Origin of the sequence: Sulfurimonas sp. (assembly GCF_026988655.1) — a bacterium.
Classification (GTDB): Bacteria; Campylobacterota; Campylobacteria; order Campylobacterales; family Sulfurimonadaceae; genus Sulfurimonas.
The window spans coordinates 55,555-80,602 of record NZ_JALSKT010000085.1; the positions used below are offsets into that span (position 1 = coordinate 55,555).

Below are 25,048 nucleotides of genomic sequence, written 5' to 3' on the forward strand. Positions count from 1 at the left end.
TTTTTAGCTCTATCTTAAAAGTAAAATAAGAGAAACTCTATCATTAACGTGAAGTTTTGAAAAGACAGAACCTATGTGGGCTTTTACGGTTCTTGGAGTGATGTGAAGCTCATTGGCTATAGCATCGTTTGTCAGACCCTGAAGCACAGCATAAACTACTTCTTGTTCTTTAGCTGTTAGTCTGCGTTGTATCAAACTTTGTGCTTCTTGAGAGATGTTTTGTTGGCGTAGATTCTTTGTGAGGGCTAGTGTCAGCTCGGGGTAGGTCCATACTTTATCATCTTCAACTGCTTCTATCATTTGTTCATAATGCATTTTTAACATTCTGGAATTTCCATAGGCTTTTACACCTTTAGATATAAGCATTTTTCCTGTAATAATTTCAGGAACTCTCTCTAAAACTATTACTCTTTGTGGCAACAAGTTTGCAGCTATCATTTTGTTGATACTGTGTGATACAGTGTCATAATCCGCCACTATGATATATTTATCTAGTTCTTTTACTGCGTTTAGAAGTGCATCACACTCATCAAAATCTAAAGTATTGTCAAGCCCATGACGCATTTTCCATTCACTTATCATATCCATATCTGTACTTAAAAATATAGTTTGCATCTTATCTCTCCGAAAAGACATACTGTTTTGATTTGAGTATAGGTTTTAGGATGTATTGCATTACCGTTTTCTTCCCTGTTACTATGTCAGCACTTGCAGTCATTCCAGGAATGATTTTGAGTGGGTGTGTATCTGAACCAAGATGGTTTTTTTGGGTTGCGACATGAATAATGTAGTAAGTACTGTCTTTTTTATCTGTTATGGTATCTGGAGATATATCAACTACCTTCCCTTTAAGCCCACCATGAATAGCAAAGTCATAAGCCGATATCTTTATCATAGCTTCCGCCCCAGGATGAATAAAAGCAATATCGCTTGGTTTGATTTTTATCTCAACATACAGCTTTTTACTCGTAGGTACGATCTCAACTAAGTCTTGTCCTGGTTTTACAACCCCACCGACGGTATTGACAAAAAGTTTTTGAACGATTCCCTCGACTGGTGACTTGACTACAGTTCGGTTGACTTGGTCTGTGTAAGCAATCTGCTGCGTTTGAATTCTTGAGAGTTCTGCTGTTACTTTATTCAACTCTTTTTTTGCTTTATTGATGAACTCTTGTTTGGATTCTATACGTTTGCTTCTGTACTCTTGTATAGCAGACTGTAGTCTTGGGAGTGATAGCTTGGCAGCTTCGATGTCATTTTCGATGCCATTGGCTTCGCGTTTTAGTTTGAGAAAATCTACTTTTGATTTTACACCTTCACGTACCATAGGAGCAGTCATAGCTATCTCTTCTGTAACATATTCTAATGATTTTTCAAGAGATTTGATCTTAGCTTTTGCCTCTTTAAGCTCTTGTTTTCTTTGCTCTATTTGGTTGACTATAGCATTGTCTTTTGCCAAGATTTCTATCTTGTCAGATTCATACAGCTGTTTTGCTAACTTCATTTGTCTCTTTAGCTCTTCATCTTGTGTTTTTATCTCTTTAAAGTTGAAGTTATTTGCTTCTGCAGAGAGTCTAGCCTTTTTAGCGAAAAGCTCAGCATATTTCATTTGGTTTGTTTCGCTACTTGAGAGTGATTTTGCATTGTTTATTTTTAGAAGTACTTGTCCTTTTTTAACAGCTTCTCCCTCTCTGACTAAGATTGATTCAACGATTCCCCCTTCAAGATTTTGTATAACTTGGTTTTGACCATAAGGCACTACTTTACCATTGCCTCTTGTTACTTCATCTATCTCGGCAAAAGAAGCCCATATGATTGCTACTAAAAGTGTAAAGAGCCATATCTTAAGAACAATGCTCATACGTGAAGGTGACTGTTGCAACAGCGCAGCGCTCATTGAATTCATAAACTCATAATCTTTTTCATCGAATTTTGCAGGTTTATTTTTTGCCATTTTCGTTACCTCCAGCTTGAAGTTTGAGTATGGCTTCTTCTTTAGGTGCATCAATGATGATTTTTCCTTCATTTATGACCATAACTCTATCTGCTATTTTTAAAAGATTCATTTTTTGAGTAACTAAGATGAAAGTTTTATTTTTTAAGTATGTTTCAAGATTTGAGAGAAGTTTCGTTTCAGTGACCTGATCCATCGAGCTACTCGGCTCATCCATCATAACAACAGGTGTTTCAAGAAGAAGTGCGCGTGCGATACCTATACTCTGTTTTTGTCCTCCTGACATTCCTTGTCCTCTTTCACCTACTGGCATTTCATAGCCTTTAGGATGCTTTTTGATAAATTCGGATGCTGTACTTATTTGTGCAGCTCGTATCATTGCACCATCTGTTGCATGAGAAGCTCTAAAAGTGATGTTCTCTTTTACTGTTCCACGGAAAAGTAAAATGTCTTGAGAAACATAACTCATGTGTCTTCTGAGGTCTGCAGGGTCTATCTGGTTGATGTCAATGCCATCCACGAGAATTTGTCCGGCATCTGGTTCATACAAGCCTAAGATGAGTTTTTGAATAGTACTTTTTCCAGAACCAATACGACCAATAATAGCGACATGTTCCCCATGACGAATAGTAAAAGAGACGTTTTTAAGAGCAGGGACATCAGAACCTGGGTAAGTAAAAGTAACATCTACAAATTCTATTTGACCATCAAATTTTGGTGCTTCAACAAAATGTTTTCCTAGAGGTTTTTCGCTTGGTTGCTCTATGATGTTGTTGATAGTCTCAAAAGATGCTTTAGCATCTTCGTAGTTTGTTATAAGTGAGGCTATCTGTCCCATAGGCGCTAAAGTTCTTCCTGTTAAGATGACTATGGCGATAAGTCCCCCCATAGATAGCTCAAAACTTTGTATCTTATAAACACCAAATACGATAATGACAACAGTGTTCAACTGGATAAGCAACTGTGTAATAGTTGGAATAGAAGCAGAAAGCATACGAGAGTTAAAACTTTTATTTGCAATTTCTCCTGTGGATTCTTCCCATTTCCATTGAATTTGATTGAGAACACCTAATGTTTTTAAGGTCTCTATATTGCTTAATGTTTCAATGAGGATAGAACTTTTGTTCGCACTTGCTTGATGTGTTGACTCTATACTTGCACGAAGAGGTTTTTTGATAAAAAATGAGTAACCGATAATGAAGAGCATCGTAAGCATAGGAAAGATAACGATAGAGCCACCTATGTAGCCGATAACAGCTAAAAATATCACAGCAAAAGGCAGGTCAATCAAAGCAGCCATGGTAGCATTGGTTAAAAATCCTCTGATATTGTCAAAATCTTTAATATTACTTGCAAAAGAACCAACTGAAGCTGGAATATTTGCCATCTTCAGTGATAAAACTTTTTCAAAAATTATGGAAGACATGATGACATCACTCTTTTTTGCAGCCGTTTCAAGTAGATAGTTTCGCGAAAATTTAGCAAAACTATCTATAAGATAGACTATAACGACTCCAATAGCAAAAACCCAAAGTGTTTCTATGGCATTGTTTGGGATAACTCTATCATAAACATTCATGGTAAAAAGTGGCGTTGCAATAACAAACAAGTTTATAAGTAAAGAGGCAAAAAGAACATCTTTATAGATACCTGCTGAGAGCTTAATGGTACTCCAAAACCAATGTTTTTGTTTTAAATTTAATGTTTTTTTCGTATCATCTGCATATTCGTAAGCTTTTTTTATCATAAAGCCATAGCCAATATACTCATCTTCAAGATCTTCTAAATCAACCCACTGCTCAATCGCTTCTTCTGCAGGCATAATGATTTTGACCTGTTTTTTATCTTCACTAAATCTGTCTAAAATACAAGAGTTCTGATTTGACAAAAGTATAATCATTGGAAGTTGCAGGGGTGATATTTGTGAGAGTGGACGATGAATAAGTGATGATTTTAATCCAGCACGAGATGCTGCACGAGAGAACAAACCTTTTGAATTTTTAATAGAAAAAAGTTCGGGAGCTTCATTACCTGGTTCAATTGGTAAACCATCAACTAGGGCTTCAGGAGAAAAAGGTTTATGGTAAAGCTTTGTAAACAAGACTAAGGAGTCCAAAAGTGAATCCATTCTAACATTTTCAACATTTTCTAAAAACATTTACTTACTTCCTTTTGTTGTTGTAGCTTGTTTGATGACTTTCAATCCTACTTTTGCATATACATTAGCATCATCTTGCATTAAAGTATTTACTAAAATTCCCATCGTGTCTAGGATTTTATACTTAGATGAGAGGATGCTGTACTTTGCCGTAATGATCTGTTCTTGCGAGCGAATCAGGTCATTTTGCGTTGAAAGTAAGTCGAGCAGTGAACGACGACCAAGAGAATATTCTTTATTGTATAAATCAAGTGTTTGAATTGAAAATTTGTTATATTCTTGTAAGTGCATCAATTGCTCTTGTACTTTTTCATTGGATGCCCATGCTAAGCTCAGTGTCTCGATAATTTGTCTTTTTGCATTGTTTTTATTTTGTGCTTCTTGTTGCACTTGATAAAAACTTTTTGCTATGGCTGACTTGTCAGAAAAACCATTAAAGATATTGTAAGAGAGATAAGCCATCGCACGAAACGCATCATTGTTACCTTCTATGCCACTGAGGTTTTTATTCATAGATTGTGAGATTTCTATATCTATTCTAGGATAGTAATATGATTTTTTCTCTTTATTTGTCGCTTGGGCAAGTTTGATATTGAGTTCACTGACTAAAAGGGAAGGGTTGTTTTGTAAAGCAAACTCAAGTGCATCCTTTTTTGATTTGGGGATTTTGACATTCATATCAGGCTTTGTCATTTTTGTATGATCAAGTGTATGACCTAAAAGTTTTTGCAATGCAAAAGACTTTTCTAAAATAGTATTTTCTTGCACAACAAGGTTAGCTTTTGCAAGGGCTAGTGATGATTCTATCTTACTGACTTCAGAAAGAGTTGTAAGACCTGATTTGTAAATCTTTCGTACTTTGCTCAGTATATCTTCATCTATTTGTACATTTTTTTGTGCTGTTTTTAAAAGTTCTTCATTTTTTAATACTTCAAGGTAAGCATTAGCAACCTCGTAAGTAGTGTTATTCACTTTTTCTACGTAACTATAGGCTGCAGCTAGAGTTCTGTACTCTTGTTCTTCGAGTTGGTAGGTCGTAGAGAAACCATCAAAGAGGTTTTGTGTAAGTTTGAGGGAGTTTTGATATACAGTAAAATTATATGTTTGATCATCTGTTCCACCAGCTTGATTACTGCGTTTGGTTCTCTCATACCCAGCACCAAGATTTAAGTCTAGTTTAGGGTAGTAGCCAGATTTCGCACTTTGAATATCTTGCTTTGTTGCTTGAAAATTGTTTAGTCTTTCTAATACAATAGGATTTGTTGACAATGCTTCACTAATGGTACTTTTTATATCTTGGGCTTGCAAAGATACTAACAGTGAAAGGGTTAAAAATATATTTCTTTTCATTCTCACTCACTTTTTACTTATTTAATAGACAACGATTATATCACGTTCATATTGCAAATACAATACAAATAAGTGACTTATGTTATAATAATAGTAAATTAATCATCAAATTTAAACTGGAAATCAAAACTATATGCAAGCATCTGAAATTAATCAAATATTAAATAACAAAGATAAACTTTTAACGCAAGTTTATTTTGATTTACAGCGATTTTTTGAAACGAAGTACGGGCATGACACTGTTGTTTTTATGGAAATAGGCACATTTTATGAAGTTTATGAAGTAAATAATGAAGAACAACAGATAGGAAAAGCCAAAGAGATAGCAGAACTCTTAAACATTCAACTGACCAAAAAAAATAAAAAAATCATCGACAACTCTGAGAAAAATCCACTTTTAGCAGGTGTTCCTGCAGTTTCGTTTGAGCGTTATCTTAGCCGTCTTATTCAAGAGCAAAAATATACAGTTATTGTAGTGAGACAAAAAGGAAATCCTCCTAAAATTAGCCGTTATATCTCTCAAATAGTTTCACCCGGAACAAATTTTGATCATATAGTAGATAATGACGATAACTACATTGTCTCACTCTTAGTTGATAAGTTTCGTGATATTTATACGGTTGGTTATTCAGCCATTGATGTCACGACTGGGAAAACTTGGCTTTATGAAACACATGGAACAAGTGAAGACCCCGCGTATGCTTTGGATGAAATATTTAATCTTTTAAATGTTTACAGAACGAGTGAAATCGTAGTGACATTTTTAGAAGGCATAGATGATCAACGTCATATTATGCAGTATCTTGAAATCCCTGAACATTATCACTACTCAGTCAATAACAAACGCGTGAGAGTTGACTTTCAAAATGAGCTTTTTAAAGAGGTGTATCAAATACAGTCTTTACTCTCCCCAATAGAGCATTTAGATCTTGAGCGCTCACCTATGATAACTGAGTCACTTGCGATATTGGTAAACTTTGTTATTGAGCATGATTATCACATCATACAAAAGATGGCAATGCCTCGTATCATAGATAATCGTCGTTTTATGTATCTTGGAAACAATGCCCTAGAGCAGATGGGTATCATCTCAAAAGATAGAAAAGAGTTTACACTTTTAAAAATGATGGACAAAAGTTCTACGGCGATAGGAAGACGGCTTTTAAAAGAGAGACTGCTTAACCCCATTATGGAGGTTGGCGAGCTTGAACGTCGATACAACCTTATAGAGAGAGTTTCGTCTCATGTGCGTTATCTTGATGAGATGATGCGTGGTGTGTATGACCTTGAGAGATTAGCAAGAAGACTCAATCTAGGAAGATTGCATCCATTTGAGATGAACCATGTTTATGACTCTATGTTGAGTGTTAAAGAGTTGATGCAGTATGTTAAAAAGTATAAGATTCAAAAAACACCTTTTCATGAGAGTGAAGTTGAAGAATTTTTGCGAGACATTGCAAAAACAATAGACTTGGATGTCTCTCGAAGATTTACAAACGCAACAGTAGATGAAAACTTTTTGATGAGTGGCGTTGATGAAGCCATAGATACTTTAGTAGAAGAAAATAGTGTTATGTTAGTTGCTTTTGAAGATATCATCGCTAAGATTAATGCGATGCTTCAGAGTGTAAACGCAGGAAGTGCCAACAAAGTTGTCACACTTGGACTTTTAGAAAAAGAGGGTTATTACATATCTATAACCAAAAATAGATACGCACTTATAGAGAGTGAATTTAAAAAGAGTGAAGAGTTTGCTGCGTTTAATGTAAAAAAACTAACAAACAATGTCAAAATAACCTCTGCTTTTACTGACACACTCTCTGACAATATTATGAAAAACAGACGTAAAATAGTCTCTTTAGTAAAAGAGCGATACATCAAACTCCAAGCTGTGTATGAACGCCGTTATTCTCTTCTTTTTGATAGAGTCATTAACTATGTAGCAGATTTAGATGTGGGAGTGAGCTCTTCAAAAGTAGCACAAGCGTACAAACACTCACGTCCGATGGTAGTCGAAGTCAATGAAGATGAAAATTTTATGCAGATCATGCAGCTACGTCATCCACTCATAGAAGTACAAGAAAGAGGTGGACTCTATGTACCAAATGATATAGTTATGGGCAATCGTGACTATATGGACTTACCACATCCTAAAACTGTTATGCTTGATGTTGGGGTACATGATGGGCATGAGATAAATGGCGTACTTTTGTATGGTATCAACTCAAGTGGTAAATCTTCTTTGATGAAAAGTATCGGCATAGCTACCTTGATGGCGCAGTCTGGATTTTTTGTCAGTGCTGCTGTTATGAAGTTTAGCATTTTTGATTCGCTTTTTACTCGGATAGTTTCAAAAGACAATCTGGCTAAAGGACTTTCAACCTTTGCGGTTGAAATGCTTGAACTCAAAAATATCTTCAACCGCTCAACTGTGCGTTCATTAGTTCTTGGTGATGAGATAAGTCACGGAACAGAGACACTCTCTGGTGTAGCCATAGTCGCTTCAGCTATACAAAAACTTGCCGACACTCGTTGTCTGTTTTTGTTTGCAACGCATCTGCATCAACTCTCCTCAATGCAAGAGATAAGCGTACTTGATAATGTTGTAAATTTGCATCTAAGTGTTGAGTATGATGAAGAGAGTGATAAATTGATTTTTAACCGTGTCCTACAATCTGGAAGTGGAAGTAGTATATATGGGCTTGAGTTCGCAAAATCATTGCATATGGACAGTGAGTTTTTAGATAATGCAAACGCAATAAGAAAACGTCTTGCTAATGACTATGATGAACTTGAACTTTTAGTGAAAAAGAAAAAGTCTAAATACAACAAAGATTTGTATGTGACGAAGTGTATTATCTGTGGTGCTGTAGCCGAAGATGTGCATCATATATCACAAAAATCTTTGGCAGATAGTGCAGGGTTTATTGGGCATTTTCATAAAGACAACAAACATAACCTCGTTCCTTTATGTAAAGAACATCATCATCAAATCCATGATGGAAAACTCCAAGTCAATGGTTTTATTATGACAAGTAAAGGACTTGAGTTGCAGTTTGAAGAGCAGATGCGTAAGCCCGAAGCAAAAAAAGTGCTAGAGCCGGAGATAAATGAAAATATAGAAGTGAAAAAAGTTGAAGAAGATGAGCCAAAAGGGTTTGTTTTAGATGATTGGTAAAAATGCTTTTTAAAGATACGGGAAATGTTATGAAATTATTGGAATATTTATGATAAAATTATTCTATGTATAAAATAATAATTCTTTTTCTTTATAGTATTTTTATAATTGCAAATGAACCTATCACACCATTGCGAGAGAGTGTAAAAGTCAATCAGGCAAAAGCAAAACTTGGTCAAGCACTCTTTTTTGACCCTCTGTTATCGCATGATGGCACTATCAGCTGTGCAAGCTGTCATGACTTACAAAACGGTGGGGATGATGGACTGAAAGTTTCGTTTGGTATACAAGGACAACAAGGTTCACTCAATGCTCCCACTGTCTATAATGCCGTTTTTAATTTTCGCCAGTTCTGGGATGGTCGAGCAAAAGACTTAAAAGAACAAGCTGCTGGACCTATAGAAAATCCTGTTGAGATGGGTGCTACCTTTGAAGAGGTTATACAAAAACTCAAAAAAAGCAAATATAAAAAACTTTTTGCTAGCATCTATGATGATGGCATTACAAAAGAGACTATTACAGATGCCATAGCCGAGTATGAAAAGACACTCGTAACACCAAACTCCCGTTTTGACAAATATCTCAAAGGGGATAAAAATGCACTCACAGAAAATGAAAAAGAGGGTTATGAACTTTTTAAGTCAAAAGGGTGTGTCAGTTGCCATCATGGAGAAAATATTGGCGGTAATTTTTACAACAAATTTGGTATTTTTAATGAATCAAACTCAGGATGGCTCGGAAGGTATAATGTAACACACAAAGAGCGTGACAAATACTTTTTTAAAGTTCCCTCCCTTCGCAATATTGCAAGAACAGCACCTTACTTTCATGATGGGCGTACCAATGATTTACAAGAAGCGGTAGAGATTATGTCACAGTATCAACTCGGTCGCCATATTACAAAAGAAGAGATTGCAAAAATAACTGCTTTTTTACAATCTCTCAACGGTGAACTTCCTAAAAATATCGAGCCACAATGATAAAGAGATTCAAACACGCAGATAGGACAACATTGATACTCTTTATTTTTATCATTTTTATCTTCATTATGTTTGCTAATGCTTATAAAATTAAAGAAAATATGAGCCACTATTCCGCACAAAACAATAAAATAACCACGCTACAACTCATAGACAAAGAACTCTACGATTTTACATTTACTATAAACAGATTCACGAACTATGACAAAATTGAATACGAAGAAGAGAAATTTGCAAACATTTTAAAAAGCCTGCGTCCTCATATACAAAAACATACACAACATATTATCACTCTTGTAGAAAACATTACAACAAACTTTCAAAAAAAAGTGGATGACCTGGAGTTCTTCAAAGCCCAAAATGCTGCGCTTATCAACAGTTCGCATTTTCTTTTTGATCTGCATACAACAATTTCCAATGCACCCGATATATCGTTGCAGGCAAAAAACATAAGTAACGAAACCTTTTTTTATATCCTACGGTATGCTTCAAGTGACTATATTGATAAAGATACTGTAGAAATGAAACTCAATAAACTCAAAAAAATTGCCAATAAAGAAAAAAATCAATATCTCTTTACTTTTTACAGACATGCAAAGGTAATGCTGCAAACACTACAGTCACTCAAAGAAGTAGCACAAGAAATACGAACAAATCCACTCTATAAACAACTAGAAGCACTCAAACACCATATAACAGCTGAGTATGAAATGGACCTGCAACACCAAACATGGCTTATGCTTATATTTTTCTTTGTTACTATTTCTATTTTATTTTTGCTTATTTTTTCACACCTACAATCTAACAAAACAAAAAAAGAGCTTTTAGCATTTAAGTATGCAATAGAACACAGTGATAATATCGTTGTCATTACAGATGCCAAACGAGATATTATTTATGTCAATGAAACATTTGAAAAAGCAACCAAATACAAGGCAGAAGAAGTATTGGGACAAAATCCCAGAATATTAAAATCAGACATGCAGGACCCCATTTTAACAATGAACTCAATACTAAACTCGAAAAAGGAGAAAAATGGGAGGGACAGTTTGTAAACAAACGCAAAGACGGCTCACTTTTGTATGAAAAAGCCTCTATCGTTCCAGTTTTTCTACAAGGAAAACTTGTCAATTATATTGCACTCAAACTTGACATCACAGAATACATAGAAAAGAACAAACAGCTCGCACAAGCGGCTAGTGTTTTTGAAAATACAGAAGAAGCCATCATTATAACAGATGCACAAGGAAAGCTTATCTCTATAAACAGTGCTTTTACTACCATATACGGATACAGCTTGCATGAGGTAAAAGGTAAAAGTCTTGAGTTTTTACATTCAGGCATACAGGATAAAAGTTTTTACAAAAATCTTTGGAATCAACTTGTAGAACATGGTATATGGAAAGGGAAGCTTATAAACAAAACAAAAGATGGAGAGCTCATTCCTCTTTGGTCCACAATTAAAAAAATCACAAACTCCAAAGGCGATGTTGTTAACTATACTGCGGTGCAGACTGACCTTAGGGAGATAGAGACTTCACAGGCCAAAGCTGATTATCTTGCTTATCATGACTCACTTACAGGACTCGCCAACCGTATCAACTTTGAAGAGTATTTACAACATGCCCTCGTCATAAGCAAACGGGAAAAAGCTATCTTGGCTGTCCTCTTTATAGACCTTGATAGGTTTAAAGTCATCAACGATACTCTTGGGCACGACATAGGAGATGAAGTCTTAAAGATTGTCGCATCAAGACTGCAAAACACCCTTCGTGAGAGTGACTTTATCTCCCGTTGGGGTGGTGATGAGTTTGTTGTTATCTTAGAAAATCTTGCATCTTCTGATGATGCAGCAGTAGCAGCTTTAAAAATTATACAGAATCTTCAAAAGCCTTTATATATAAACAAACATACCCTTCTCACTACGGCAAGTATCGGTATAGCACTCTATCCGCAAAATGGAGAGGATTCACAAACACTTATAAAACACGCAGATAGTGCCATGTACCTTGCAAAAGAGAGTGGTAAGAACAACTTTCGTTTCTATACAAAAGAACTCTCGCAAAATATTCGCCACAAACTCAACATAGATATGGCGCTTCGTAATGCTTTGAAAAACAATGAATTTACTATGCTTTTTCAACCACAGTATCTCCTTACTACGAAAAAAATCTACTCTGCTGAAGCACTCATTCGATGGCATAGCCCTCTACTTGGTACAGTTCCTCCTGACAAATTTATTCCTATCGCTGAAGAAAATGGGGTAATAACAGAACTTGGATATTTCGTCTTTGAAGAATCATGTAAAGCACTCAAGCAGATACAGCAAGCTGATATATTCATGCAACATATTGCCGTTAATGTCTCTAGTTTACAGTTTAAAGAAGCCAATCTTTTAAAGAATTTTTTAGATATTGCAAACAAACATAATGTAAAACCATCAGAGATTGAGATTGAGATTACTGAACGCTTTATTATGGAACATACGCAAGCAAATATGAATATATTGCACAGCTTCAGAGATCATGGATTTAAAATTTCTATTGATGATTTTGGTACAGGCTATTCTTCTATGTCTTATCTCAAACAGCTCCCGGCTGATACCATTAAAATAGACAAATCTTTTGTAGATGATATAGTACAGGGAAGCTCTGACAATGTCATCATTGAAGCTATTATCGCGCTTTCAAAAACACTTGGCTATATGATCGTTGCGGAGGGGATTGAAACACAAAAACAAGAGGAGTTCCTTACGCAAGCCAACTGTGATCTTGGTCAAGGCTATCTTTTTTCACGACCGGTTACATGTAAAGAGATTATTGAAAAATTTAGTAAGGGGTAAGAGAGATTCAAGCCCGCATGGATGTTGAAGTTATAGAAGAATTATTTGAGGTAATCTTGCTGTTATAAAAAAAAGATATAATCGAAAATATTTTAGAAAAGTGAGTAGATTAATGTTGAAAAAAATTATAGTTTTTGTTGCTCTTGTAGCTACTTCCTTTGTGCAAGCAAAGACAATTAAAAACTGTGAGCCAGCTATAGTAGATGTTAGACTGCCAAATGTAATAGATTCTAATATGACACTATCTGCTTCAAAGGTTTATGGGATAGATCGAAAAGTGATTGTAAATAATGGTGCAACTTTGACAATTGAGCCTGGAACGACACTTGCAGGATGTAGTCTTTACTCTTTTTTAGCTATTGCAAATGATGCAAAAATTATAGCAAAGGGAACAAAACATAAGCCAATAATATTTACATCGCAGCTTGATTTACTTGGTTTTTCTTCTCCTCGTAATAGTTTAGGAGAGTGGGGTGGTCTTGTTATCGCTGGGAGAGCATATACGCATTATAAAGAAAATAAGTACGAGGCAGATGAGAGCATTACATTTGGTAGTCAATCGCATGAGTATGATGAAGACTCTTCTGGTATTTTAGAGTATGTTGTTATAAAATATACAGGTTATGAAGTAAAAAAAGATAAAGAACTCAATGGTCTCTCTTTAGCTGGTGTTGGAAGTGGAACTGTTATAAAAAATATTGCTATTATTGGTGGTGCTGATGATGGTATAGAAATATGGGGTGGTAGCGTTAATATAGATGGATTGTATGTTTATAATGCTAAAGATGACTCTGTGGATGTTGATTTAGGGTATAGAGGGGAGATAAAAAATGTTTTAGTGGTACAAAACAAAGTATCAAAGACCAATAATCATGACTCATCAGCAATGGAGTTTGGTAATGATGAAAACCTTATAAAAACTGGTGAAAAAACTGCTACACTCCCAACAATTAAAAATCTTACCGCATACATTAAAGGCGGAGGCATATATAATAAATATGATGCTGGTTTTCGTTTAAAGAATGTGAAAATCTTGAGTGAGAAAAAAGAGAACTGCGAGATGGTTCATTTTAGAGGAAAAGATTCGTACACAACAGGAGCAAAGTTTCTTGATGGAGATCTTTGTCTTTATGATAAAGCAAAACCTCTTAAGATAAAAGAGTTATTTTCTAAGAAAAATTCTAAAACACCAAAAAAATCTTATACTGCATATGACTTTTTTATTAAAAATAATTTAGTGAAAGGTAATGGCAAAATCATTTCATGTAAAGATCAGTATAAGGGAGTAAACGAAAAAGTTGTTTGGAAAGGAAAAAGAGGTTCAAATGAACCTCTCGCTCAATCTATGAAGCCAGAGCTTTTTTCACAGCATCGCTGATGCGTTTTCCATCAGCTTTTCCAGCTAAGGCTTTGCTTGCCATACCCATAACTTTTCCCATCTCTTTCATAGATGTTGCACCTGATTTTTCTACGAGTGCTTTTACTTCATTTGTTAGCTCTTCATCACTGAGTTGTTTTGGAAGATATGTTTCATAGTAAGATATCTCGTCAAGTTCAATTTGCATCAAGTCCTCACGATTTGCTTCTTTATATTGCGAAGCTGCATCATTTCTACGTTTGACTTGCGTTTGAATAATTTTGATGACATCTTCATCTGTGAGTTCTTTTCTTTCATCCACCTCTATTTGTTTAAAAGCACTTGTAAGTAAACGCAGTGCATCTCTTTTTTTAGTATCTTTGGCTTTCATAGCCTCTTTTACATCTTGATTGATTGTTTCTCTTAATGTCATTTTGGATATCCTTATTAATGGAACTAAATTTGCTAGAATTATAACGAAATAAGCATATACTATGGAATGAAATTAATGAAAAAAAACTTTACTTTACTTTTACTACTTTTAGCGACAAGCTTTCTCTTGAGTGCTTGTACAGCAAAACTGACAGATCCTGAGATAAATTTCGAGCCACCTGTTTATGTAGAACAGATGCCTGCAAGAGAGAATAAGAAAGATTTTATTTCAACTGGTAGTCTCTTTGGACAAGGAGAAAACCCTCTTTTTTCAGATCATAAAGCGATGCATGTAAATGACATTGTTACAGTAGTGATCTCTGAAGCTGCCAAAAGTTCAAGTGTTGGCGCAAAGCAGCTTGCAACTACAGACTCTACAAATTTGGGTGGTGGACTTTTTTCCAATACAGGAACAGCAAACTCAGGTATGCAAGCTAAAATAGCAGGGCTTAATGGTTATACTAATGTAGGTTTTACTTCAAACACTACAAATACTTTTCAAGGCAATGGAAGCGCTACAAAAGATGCGAGTTTTACGACAACTGTTTCGGCTCGTATTGTTAAGGTTTTAAGTAATGGAAACTATTTTATCTCAGGAAAAAGAGAGATACTCATAGATGATCAAAAGCAGATAGTACAAATCAGTGGTGTTATTCGTCCGTATGACATCGACCAGTACAACAAAATCAACTCAGCACAAATGAGTGATGCAAAAATATTATATAAAACTGAGGGAGATGTAGATCGTGCAACAGAACAAGGATGGGGAACGAAAATTATACAGGCTGTTTGGCCTTTCTAGTCTTGCTCTGATTACTGCGTTTAGCTCGCTGTATGGAGAAGATTTTGAAGATTTTAAACGTGTACAAAACACTGCGTTTGCAAAATATAAAGATGCAAACGATAATGCTTTTGAAGCCTATTTAAAAAAACAGTGGCAGGAGTATAATGCTTTTGCATCAAAAGCTTTGTATAAAAAAGAAAAACCAAAAGTCATTACTCCTGCGAGTCAAAGAGAGCCTTTAGCCGTAGGACCTGCCGTTCGCATTAATGTTGAAAAAGAGAAACAAGAGAGAGTTAAAGCAATGCCAAAGCTTGAAAAAAAAGCAGCTTTAGTTGTGCATTATTTTGGGACTAATCTGAGTTTCATTCAAAACACGCAGCTCTCTAAGGCTAAGTTTTATCCACCTAAGCAAAAAGGTGTCTTAAACTTTTTTAGTGTTATGGCAGCAAGTGATTATCAGCCAACTCTTTTAGAGATAAAAAAAATCTGTGATGACTTAAAGCTCAATGACTGGGGTTTGTATCTTCTCGTACAAAAACTCTCTCAAAAATATTTTAGCAATGATGATGATAAAAAACTCTATAGTTGGTTTATACTTAATAAACTAGGGTATAACACAAAAGTAGGGCTAAAAGAGGGGCATATTGTCTTGTTGAGTCTGACAAAACAGCAGGTATATGCTACTCCAGGGTACAGACTTGCAGGTGAGAAGTTTTATAACTTTGATGCTAAACGCAGTGAAAGAAAAAGTATATATACCTATGAGCAAAATTATCCAAACGCAGTAAAAGCACTTGATTTTAGTTTACCTACATTGCCTCTCTTAGCAAAAGAGATGCAAGAAGAAAGTAAAACTTTTCGTATGGAAGGTAAAAACTATACGCTTTCTTATAGATACAACAAAAATCTTATAAATTTTATGAATACATATCCGCAAGTAGATTATCAAGTTTATTTTGATGCACCTTTAGAAGAAGATACTTATAGAGATATAGCACTTGGTATGAAGCCATATTTGGATGGGAAAAAAGCAAATATTGCACTGAATTTTGTTCTTCGTTTCGTTCAAAGTGGATTTGAGTATGAACGTGATAAAGAACAGTTTGGTAAAGAAAAAGTCATGTTTGCACAAGAAACACTCTTTTATACAAAGTCTGATTGTGAGGATAGAGCTGTTTTATATGCTAAGCTTGTAAAAAAGCTTTTTGGCATAGGTGTCGTTGGAGTGAAATATCCAAATCATATGGCAACAGCTTTATATATTCCGCTTCAAGGTGATAGTGTGAAGTTAAATGGAAGAAGATTTGTAGTCGCTGACCCCACATTTATCAATGCAAATGTGGGAGAGAGTATGCCTAAGTATAAGTCTATCATACCTGAGAGTTTTATAGTTGTAAAGAACTAGCTTAGTAGTCTATAGCGACCTTGTATGTTGGATCATCTTCTGAGTAAGTACAGTGTGGTCCAGCTTTTTTAAGTATCTTTTTACAATCTTGGCTGAGATGACGAAGGAGAAGGTTTTTCCCTGAGTCTTCGTATTTTTTGACCATGGCATCAATGGCTTCAACACCTGAAAAATCCATAACTCTAGCCTTTTTAAAATCAATAACAACCTTTGGAGGATCTTGTAAAACATCAAAGTTGTCTGAGAATGTTGTCGCACTTCCAAAAAAGAGTGGACCCTCAAGCTCATACACTTTTGTGCCATCTTCTTCAGTGTATGTTTTTGTCCAGATACGTGCATGCTTCCAAGCAAATACAAGAGCAGAGATAATAACACCAGCAATAACAGCTACAGCTAAATCTTCCACAACAGTTATAATGGTGACAACAACCATAACAAAAACATCAGCACGAGGCATATGTTTGAGATGAGAGAAACTTGACCACTCAAAGGTTCCAATACTCACCATAAACATAATCCCGACTAAAACACCAACAGGAATTGCATTGAGTACATCTGTCATAGAGACGACGAGGATGATAAGCCCAACTGCTGCTGTAAATGATGAAAGACGTCCAAGACCACCTGAAGTATAGTTGATGATAGATTGACCAATCATCGCACAACCTGCCATTCCACCAAAAAATCCTGATGCGATATTTCCACATCCTAAGGCAATACACTCTTGGTTTCCACTTCCTCTTACTCCACTCATCTCATCTAAAACAGCAAGGGTAAGAAGGGATTCTATGAGTCCAACAAGTGCCATGATTATGGCATAAGGTAAAACCATCATAATAGCATCAAGACTAAAAAGTGTATCAGGGATAATAAGATGAGGCAGTTGTCCTTTAAATTCTGACAAATCAGCTAACTCTCCAACAGTAAGCGTGTTAATACTTGTAAGGTAAACGACAAGTGTTAAGAGCACGATAGCTACAAGTCCTGATGGCACTGCTTTCGTGTATTTTGGTAAAAAGTACATAATGAGCATGGTAATAACTACAATGATATACATACTCATCCCTTGACCATCAAAAAATTTAAACTGTGCCATAGCAATGACAATTGCAAGCCCATTGACAAAACCATAAAGCGCAGGTTGGGGAACAAGACGGATAAATTTACCAAATTTTAAAACGCCTACTGCCACTTGAATAGCACCCGCTATGATAGTAGCAAGTAAAATATAGTTGAGCATATGGATATAAAGCTCATCTCCACTCATACCAAGTGCGCTAAGTTTTGCATTTGCCTCAAGAACAAGTCCAACGATGACAACAGCCACACTTCCCGTTGCCCCACTAATCATACCCGGTTTACCACCGATGATAGCAGTGATAAGCCCTAGTATAAACGCAGTATAAAGCCCAACAATTGGACTAACCCCTGCGATAAAACTAAAAGCGATAGCTTCAGGAACCAGTGCAACTGCAACGACAAGACCAGAGAGTATATCGTTTTTAATGTTTGGAGATGTATACTTTTTTATATCAAACAAATCATGCCTTTAGTGAGCTGAGTTGCTCTAAAACTTTTTCGCGTTTTGTTTGTGCATCTGCTAAGAGCGTTCTGTTTTTTTCTAAAACTTCTTCAGGTGCATTGGCTACAAAACGTTCATTACCTAGCATACCGTTGAGTTTTCCTATCTCTTTTTGTAACTTTTCATCTTGTTTTGTGAGTTTGTTGATGATAGGTGTTAAATCTATAGAGTCAGTAGGGATGAATGTCTCACATTTATCAGCAATATCACTTACTGCGTTTGGAATTTTTTCTTCACTAAATATTACTTCTTCAACCTTTGCAAGTCTTGCAATGAAAGGTAACATCATTGCTTTATCTTTATCACTGAGCCCGTCGATTTTTACATAAGCTTTAGCTATTTTTTGGTTTGCTAAATCTACCAATACTTTTGCACGACGAATGGAAACAATAGCGTCCATAATTATCTCAAATTTCGCTTCTTCTTTACGTTGCTTAACCTTATGTGGAAACTTTTTAATCATAATAGAGTCTGAATCTTCAAGCGTTGTTCCGCTAAGCTCATGATATAGATGCTCCGTAATAAATGGCATAAATGGATGTAGGAGTTTCATCGCTTCTTTGAAGATAGCTCCGAGTTCTACTATTGAACTTTTGTCTGCTTTACTAAGTTCAATTCCCCAGTCACAAAATTCATTCCATAAAAATCTATACATAACAAGCGCTGCATCATTAAATTTGTATTCATCCAGATTTGCACGTACTTCTTTTGTTGCAAAATTAAGGCGACTCATCATATAACGACCCAGGTCTGTTTCAACACAAAAACCACTCAAATCAGGAAATGTTTCTACATTCATTTGTAGATATTTTGAAGCGTTGTAGAGTTTGTTTGTAAAGTTACGGTTGAGTTCAAGTTTGTCTTGACTCATACGAATATCACGACCCTGTGCAGCAGAGATTGCGAGTGTGAAACGCAGTATATCCGCGCTATATTGGTTGACCATATCAAGAGGGTCTATAACGTTTCCTTTTGATTTAGACATTTTTTGACCGTGTTCATCACGAACAAGGGCATGAAGATAGATGTGATTGAATGGAAGTTCTCCATTGAAATGTTCTCCCATCATCATCATTCGAGCGACCCAAAAGAAAAGTATGTCAAAGCCTGTAATAAGAAGGGTATTTGGATAGAAATCTTTCATGTCATTTGATTCAAAAAGTTTGTCCATTTCAGTGTCGCCATGACCCCAACCTAAAGTTGAAAAAGGCCATAAAGCAGAACTAAACCATGTGTCAAGAACATCAGGATCTTGTGTTAGATTTTTTGATGTACATTTTGGACAAGATTCAGGATGCTCTTCTTGAGAAGCAAATTCATGCCCACAATCATCACAGTAAAAGACAGGTATTTGATGTCCCCACCAAAGCTGACGTGAAATACACCAGTCGCGAAGCTCTCCCATCCAAGAGTTGTAAGAGTTTATCCAGTGTGGTGGAAAAAACTTTGCTTCACCTGCGTTTGTTTTTTCTATAGATTTATCAGCCACTTCTTTACGAACAAACCATTGTTTTGAGATATAAGGCTCAACGATGTTTTTACATCTATAGCAATGTCCCACTTGATGTTTATGGTCTTCAATCTTGACTATATAGCCTTCTTCTTGCAATCTTTGTACGATAGGCTCTCTAGCTTCAAGACGTTCCATGCCTTTAAACTCTCCAGCATAGTCGTTTAAGATCCCTTTTTCATCAAACACTGTAATGAAATCTAAGTCATGGCGTTTTCCCACTTCGTAGTCATTTTGATCATGTGCCGGAGTTACTTTTACAACACCTGTTCCAAAATCCATATCAACATAAGAATCAGCAATGATTTTTATCTTTTTATCTAAAAGTGGAAGAAGAACTTCTTTACCTATGATATCTTTGTAACGCGCATCATCAGGATGAACCATAACAGCAGTATCTCCGAAATATGTCTCTGGTCTAGTCGTAGCGACTTCAACGCTTCCACTTCCATCTGCAAAATGGTAAAGCATATGGTAAAACTTACCATCTTCTTCTTCGTGTTCTACTTCGATATCTGAGAGTGCACCATCATGTGTACACCAGTTGACCATGTAGTTTCCACGAATGATAAGACCTTCATTATAAAGATGAACAAAAGCCTCTTTTACAGACTTTTGTAGTCCTTCATCCATAGTAAAGCGTTCTCTCTCCCATGCTGGACTCACACCGATGTGGCGTAACTGTTGTGTCATAATCCCAGCAGATTCTTCCTTCCAAGCCCAAACTTTTTCTAAAAAAGCTTCTCTGCCTATCTCTTCTTTTGTTATGCCTTGTTCTAGGAGTTGTTTCTCTACTACATTTTGTGTAGCGATTCCCGCATGATCAGTTCCAGGTTGCCAAAGTGTTTTGTATCCATCCATACGTTTGTAACGAGTGATGATATCTTGGAGTGTAAATGTAAGTGCATGACCGATATGCAAACGACCGGTAACATTTGGTGGTGGCATCATGATAGAGAAATTTTTTCCCTCTTCTTGAATGACTTTGTTCCCGTCTATTTCAAAGTACTTTCTATCTTCCCAGATTTTATAGTATTTGTTCTCAGTTTCTTGTGGATTGTATTTGTTTTCTGACATATATCGCGCCTTAATTTATCTGTTTAAAATTGCGCGATTATATCTAAAAAGAGGTGTGTCTTGGCTTAACTATGGAGTGCGAATGTTGATTTTAAATTTCTATCCCAGTAACTCTTTTTTTAATTTCAATTTTATCTTGGTACATATCTTTATCTGCTGTCTCAATTGTTTCTGTCAGAATATGGTCAGTCTTAAAACTTGTAAGACCAATGGAAAAACTGACTCTAAAAGTAGAATTATGTGCTTTTAGTTTTGATTTGAGTATGTTTTCTCTTATGGTATTTAAAATTTCGCGTGCATCTTGTTCGCTTGTAAATTTATCAAACATTATGATAAACTCATCACCACCATAACGGATGACTGGTTCTTTTGATTTTTTAAGCGCATTTGTAATAAAAATTAAAACCTTATCTCCTGTGATATGCCCAAGAGTGTCATTTATTTGTTTAAAATAATTGAGATCAATAATCGCTAAGACACCATCACATTTGAACTTTTTCTCATCACTTTGTAGATAATGATGATGTAACCATCTTCTGTTGAATGCTTTGGTCAGTTCATCACTATATATGGAAGCTTTTAAATGTTCTATCTCTTGACGCAATGCTTGCGTTTCTTTTAGCACTTCATTTAAAACTGTGTCGTCTTTTGATTGAATGGCATGTATCGCTTTTTTTGTGCTACTATCTAGCGTATTAATATTTTTGGATGTCGTGTCTTGTAAGGTAATGAAGTTTGAGCACTCTTTTTGGAGTAAATTCGAAGCTAATTCTTCCTCATCTTTTAAATCTGTATTGTGTTCTTGAGCGTATTTTTTGAATATTGAAGCATAGATACTCGGTGTAACTATTGAAAGTGCATCTATAGATGATTTTGCTTCATTTGAAATAATGTGTAGTGTTTGTTCTTTGTTCATTTTGTGACCTTTGTGTAATTTTAGCACAAAATTATAAAAAATATTAGAATATTTTATCTAATGTGCAACTTATTTTTAATGTGTAACCAAGTATAATCACACTCTCAAGTACCTCTCCATAAATAACCCCAACTTCAGCAAAGAGCAAATAGCTCTAGTGCTAGGCAGATTTCTGCAGGACTAACTGGTTAATCCAAAGGAATCTAACGACGCAATAGGGCTATTTGCTCTTTGCCCGAAGGGAAGTTTAAAAAGAGGGCTACTACTTCGTTGAAAATCCTTTAAGCTACTAGTAGCTCATGCGGAATTTCGCCTTGTATTAGCCCTCTTTTTAAGCTTCTGAAATTGGGGTTATTTATGGAGAGGTACTTAAAAAATTGGAGGGGTTGTCGATGCCATTATCACGTTTAAACGAAGAACAGTATGCCGCTGCAACTGCAAAGGCCAATAAAAATCTCATCATTGCCTCAGCTGGAACAGGTAAAACTTCAACTATCGTAGGACGCATTGGATATCTCCTCAATGATGGTGTAAAACCAGAAGAGATCCTACTTTTGACTTTTACCAACAAAGCTGCAGCTGAGATGGTTGCTCGTGTGGCAGAGTATTTTGGGGCGGGTGTTGCAAAAAAAATAGATGCAGGCACTTTTCATGCAGTGAGTTACCGTTGGCTGAAAAAACGCGATAAAAGAGTTGTTCTTAAACAACAGCGTGAACTTAAAACACTTTTTCGTTCTGTATTTGAGAAGCGTTCATTTATGCAAATAGATGCAGAAGTGCAGCCTTATGGCGGTAACCATTTATATGATTTATACTCTTTTTATCAAAATACTGAACTTGAAAACAATTTTGAAGATTGGCTTATAGAAAATTATCCTGAACATGAGCTTTTTGCAATGATTTATGCTGATGTAGTGGATGAGTTTGAGGCACTTAAAAAAGAATATGGCTTTTTAAACTTTAATGATTTGCTTTTAAACTTTCGTGAAATGTGTAAAAATGACAACTTGGGTTATAAAGAAGTCCTTGTAGATGAGTATCAAGATACCAATGCGCTTCAAGGAACGCTCATAGATGCGATGAAGCCACCTTCGCTGTTTTGTGTTGGGGATTATGACCAAAGTATTTATGCTTTTAATGGTGCAGATATCAGTATAATTGGTTCATTTACGAAAAAATATCCTGATGCAATTGTGCATACACTGACTAAAAACTACCGCTCTTCTGTACCTATTCTTTCACTAGCAAGTAAAGTTATAGAGCACAATGAACGTATCTACCCGAAGAAACTTGAAGTGACACGTGTTTATGATGCACAGCCTCCAAAACTGCTTGCTTTTGATGAGCTGTTTGATCAGTACCACGCAATGGCAGCCATGATACGCGACTCTCAAACACCAAGAGAAGAGATAGCGGTCATCTTTCGTAACAACTCTTCAGCTGATGGGATTGAAGTGGGACTTCGTGAGCTTGATATTCCCTGTAAGCGTAAAGGTGGTACGAGTTTTTTTGATGCACGTGAGGTGAAGGCTGTTCTTGATTTGTATACTTTACTTGTTAATGAAGCGGATATGATGGCTTTTATTCATCTTTTTGAATTTGCACGCGGTATTGGCTCGGCAATGGCAAAAGAGATTTATATCGCATTGAAAGTTTTAGGGCAGGGGAGTATGTTTTATGGACTGTATGCGCCTGACGAATCGATGAAAAATCCTTTTGAAAAACGTAAACTCAACCATCAGCTTGGGCTTTTTGATGACTTTTTAGAGCTTGGTGCAGTTGGCAAATATGCAAAGCTTGGATTTGAAAATAAGTTTATGAAAAACCCTGTTTTAAAACATCCTAAACTGACAAAAGAGAGTGCGACGTTTTTACATAACTTTTATCTTCTCTTTCGGGATTTAAAAGGGATAAAACAGCCCAAAACAATAGTGAAAAAGATAGCAAATTCAGAACTTTACAAATACATCTCAGATGTATTGGCGACCAAAAGAGCGACACTCAAAGATGGCTCGATAGATGAAAAACAAAAGACAGAAGCCTTGACGCGTATAACAAGAAAAGTAGTACTCCTTGAAGAGCTTTCTAAACCATATGCTGAACATGATAGGTTTCTAAACGCAATGATTTTAGGCTCTTCTGACTTGACACAAGGAGAGGGTGTAAACCTTTTAAGTGTGCATGCAAGTAAAGGCTTAGAGTACAAAGAAGTCTATGTGATTGATTTGATGGATGGACGGTTTCCAAATCGTAAGCTTATGCAAAGAGCTGGAAGTCTCGATGAAGAGCGACGACTCTTTTATGTCGCTGTGACAAGAGCAAAAGATATCTTGTATCTAAGTTTTGCAAAATATGACAAAATCAAAAAACAAAACTTTATGCCAAGTCAGTTTTTATACGAAGCTGGGCTTGTTCCTAAAGATGAAGCTTATCGCGCTATGGTTATGAAAGAGGCGGATAAAGAGGAAGAGTGAGTTTTAAAACTCAAACATAGTAACAAGAATGTTGGAAATTTCTTTTGATGTCATCGGTACAACAATGACTGTTTTAAGCACATTCATTTGTATTAGGGTCAGGTGATGAATATCCACGTTATCCCAATTTCTTAACAACCTTAGATATAGTTGATGTTGATACACCCAAATATTTGGCTATACTCGCTTGAGTATAGCCATCTTTTAGTGCATTTGTAATAGCTATATTTCTCTCTGCTTTGTTGTTGCGTGCATTAAAATGCTGCTCTAAACTTTTTTGCTTATGTAACTTTAACTCATACTCTTCAATCTCTATTTTTCTTGTTTGCTCTTCTTTTAATTTTTGAAGTTCATCATCATTTAGCTGAAGTTGTAAATGCTCTAAAATTCCATCTTCTTTTAGTAGTTCTATGAGTTGTGAATGTTTTGCACACTCGATTACAGTTAGATTGTTTTGCAGTAGAGTAGCGAGTAAAGTATGAGTTGTTCTTTAAAAAGCCATATAGTCTTTGCATCTGGAACATTATCACCTATTTGTAGCCCTAAGAAGTCCAAAAATGACAATCTATCTTTTATTTGAAATTCTGTTTGTTCATCACTGAGATTATAGTACTTTTGTAAGATAATGATTTTAAACATCATAAGTTTATCATAGGGTGGTCTTCCACCTGGTGCTTTTGGTTCTTTATGGAGTGCTGTCTCTATTGGTTCTCGAAACATCTCCCAATCAATGATTTTATCAAGTTTATAAAGAGGTGGTTGATGTTGGTTTATCTTCTGTAATTGAAATTCGTAATCAAATAATCCTGCCATCTTATACTCTCTTTTTTTCTTTATTTTACACTTTTTTAGATTTAATGTTGGTTAGGTTGGGTTTTTAAAGGTGCCCTAAAATCACTTTAGAGGTGATGACTTTAGATACAACGGCAGTCGTGAGCCATAATTTTCCCGCTAGGGAAAATTATTGGTCTCCTCGTTTTTGTTGTACTTTTTAGTCTAGTAAGTCCATACTGTTTTGAATACTCTCATCTATAAACTTTAAAAGTTCC

18 protein-coding genes are annotated in these 25,048 nt (G+C 35.7%); 8 read left to right on the plus strand and 10 right to left on the minus strand.

The window, feature by feature from the left end:
- Nucleotides 1-9: 9 nt before the first annotated feature.
- Genes MV052_RS10065 through MV052_RS10080 form a run of 4 tightly spaced genes read right to left on the minus strand, consistent with a single transcriptional unit; the run spans nucleotide 10 to nucleotide 5,462 of the window.
- Nucleotides 10-615 (minus strand): LuxR C-terminal-related transcriptional regulator, encoded by a 606-nt coding sequence (locus MV052_RS10065; RefSeq protein ID WP_297443958.1) that lies wholly within the window; start codon nucleotides 613-615, stop codon nucleotides 10-12.
- 1 nt (nucleotide 616) lies between these two features.
- Nucleotides 617-1,954, minus strand: coding sequence for an HlyD family type I secretion periplasmic adaptor subunit (locus MV052_RS10070; protein ID WP_297443960.1), 1,338 nt, complete (start codon nucleotides 1,952-1,954; stop codon nucleotides 617-619).
- Nucleotides 1,941-4,112, minus strand: coding sequence for a type I secretion system permease/ATPase (locus tag MV052_RS10075; protein ID WP_297443962.1), 2,172 nt, complete (start codon nucleotides 4,110-4,112; stop codon nucleotides 1,941-1,943). Before MV052_RS10075 ends, MV052_RS10070 begins: the two co-directional genes overlap by 14 nt.
- Nucleotides 4,113-5,462 carry a TolC family outer membrane protein gene (locus tag MV052_RS10080; RefSeq protein ID WP_297443964.1) on the minus strand — a complete coding sequence of 450 codons (1,350 nt, stop codon included), beginning with the start codon at nucleotides 5,460-5,462 and terminating at the stop codon, nucleotides 4,113-4,115.
- A 133-nt stretch (nucleotides 5,463-5,595) separates the two neighbouring features.
- Here MV052_RS10080 and MV052_RS10085 point away from each other — a divergent pair, with 133 nt between their 5' ends.
- The 5 genes from MV052_RS10085 to MV052_RS10105 all read left to right on the plus strand — a co-directional run bounded on the left by MV052_RS10085 (nucleotide 5,596) and on the right by MV052_RS10105 (nucleotide 13,840).
- Nucleotides 5,596-8,640, plus strand: a complete 3,045-nt coding sequence (locus MV052_RS10085; protein WP_297443966.1) for a DNA mismatch repair protein — start codon at nucleotides 5,596-5,598, stop codon at nucleotides 8,638-8,640.
- A gap of 65 nt (nucleotides 8,641-8,705) precedes the next feature.
- Nucleotides 8,706-9,620, plus strand: a complete 915-nt coding sequence (locus MV052_RS10090) for a cytochrome-c peroxidase (RefSeq protein ID WP_297443968.1) — start codon at nucleotides 8,706-8,708, stop codon at nucleotides 9,618-9,620.
- On the plus strand, nucleotides 9,617-10,675 hold the full coding sequence (locus MV052_RS10095; RefSeq protein ID WP_297443970.1) for a DAHL domain-containing protein: 1,059 nt from the start codon (nucleotides 9,617-9,619) through the stop codon (nucleotides 10,673-10,675). Before MV052_RS10090 ends, MV052_RS10095 begins: the two co-directional genes overlap by 4 nt.
- Entirely contained in the window at nucleotides 10,594-12,462 is a 1,869-nt protein-coding gene (locus MV052_RS10100; RefSeq protein ID WP_366089436.1) for an EAL domain-containing protein, read from the plus strand. The genes MV052_RS10095 and MV052_RS10100 overlap by 82 nt, the downstream gene beginning before the upstream one ends.
- Before the next feature lie 112 nt (nucleotides 12,463-12,574).
- Nucleotides 12,575-13,840, plus strand: a complete 1,266-nt coding sequence (locus MV052_RS10105) for a hypothetical protein (RefSeq protein ID WP_297443973.1) — start codon at nucleotides 12,575-12,577, stop codon at nucleotides 13,838-13,840.
- Here the strand turns inward: MV052_RS10105 and MV052_RS10110 are convergent.
- On the minus strand, nucleotides 13,806-14,252 hold the full coding sequence (locus MV052_RS10110) for a GatB/YqeY domain-containing protein (protein WP_297443975.1): 447 nt from the start codon (nucleotides 14,250-14,252) through the stop codon (nucleotides 13,806-13,808). The two genes, MV052_RS10105 and MV052_RS10110, sit on opposite strands and share 35 nt — an antisense overlap.
- Before the next feature lie 75 nt (nucleotides 14,253-14,327).
- Here MV052_RS10110 and flgH point away from each other — a divergent pair, with 75 nt between their 5' ends.
- Together flgH and MV052_RS10120 are read left to right on the plus strand one after the other, a co-directional pair.
- Nucleotides 14,328-15,053: a flagellar basal body L-ring protein FlgH gene (gene flgH / locus MV052_RS10115; RefSeq protein WP_297443977.1), complete on the plus strand. Its 726-nt coding sequence runs from the start codon at nucleotides 14,328-14,330 to the stop codon at nucleotides 15,051-15,053.
- A complete protein-coding gene (locus MV052_RS10120) occupies nucleotides 14,998-16,440 on the plus strand; it encodes a hypothetical protein (RefSeq protein WP_297443979.1) in 1,443 nt (480 codons plus the stop codon). The genes flgH and MV052_RS10120 overlap by 56 nt, the downstream gene beginning before the upstream one ends.
- A gap of 1 nt (nucleotide 16,441) precedes the next feature.
- On the opposite strand, the gene MV052_RS10125 is transcribed toward MV052_RS10120, so the two are convergent.
- The 3 genes from MV052_RS10125 to MV052_RS10135 form a co-directional block, all read right to left on the minus strand.
- Nucleotides 16,442-17,980 carry a SulP family inorganic anion transporter gene (locus MV052_RS10125; protein WP_297443981.1) on the minus strand — a complete coding sequence of 513 codons (1,539 nt, stop codon included), beginning with the start codon at nucleotides 17,978-17,980 and terminating at the stop codon, nucleotides 16,442-16,444.
- A 1-nt stretch (nucleotide 17,981) separates the two neighbouring features.
- Nucleotides 17,982-20,609 carry a valine--tRNA ligase gene (locus MV052_RS10130; protein ID WP_297443983.1) on the minus strand — a complete coding sequence of 876 codons (2,628 nt, stop codon included), beginning with the start codon at nucleotides 20,607-20,609 and terminating at the stop codon, nucleotides 17,982-17,984.
- Nucleotides 20,610-20,700: 91 nt separating this feature from the next.
- Entirely contained in the window at nucleotides 20,701-21,525 is an 825-nt protein-coding gene (locus tag MV052_RS10135; protein ID WP_297443985.1) for a GGDEF domain-containing protein, read from the minus strand.
- A gap of 392 nt (nucleotides 21,526-21,917) precedes the next feature.
- On the opposite strand from MV052_RS10135, the gene MV052_RS10140 reads away from it, so the two are divergent.
- Nucleotides 21,918-23,999 (plus strand): ATP-dependent helicase, encoded by a 2,082-nt coding sequence (locus MV052_RS10140; protein ID WP_297443987.1) that lies wholly within the window; start codon nucleotides 21,918-21,920, stop codon nucleotides 23,997-23,999.
- Nucleotides 24,000-24,117: 118 nt separating this feature from the next.
- Here the strand turns inward: MV052_RS10140 and MV052_RS10355 are convergent, their stop codons facing one another.
- A complete protein-coding gene (locus tag MV052_RS10355) occupies nucleotides 24,118-24,459 on the minus strand; it encodes a helix-turn-helix domain-containing protein (RefSeq protein WP_366089438.1) in 342 nt (113 codons plus the stop codon).
- Nucleotides 24,444-24,812 carry a transposase gene (locus MV052_RS10145; RefSeq protein WP_297443989.1) on the minus strand — a complete coding sequence of 123 codons (369 nt, stop codon included), beginning with the start codon at nucleotides 24,810-24,812 and terminating at the stop codon, nucleotides 24,444-24,446. The genes MV052_RS10355 and MV052_RS10145 overlap by 16 nt, the downstream gene beginning before the upstream one ends.
- Nucleotides 24,813-25,048: the final 236 nt, after the last annotated feature.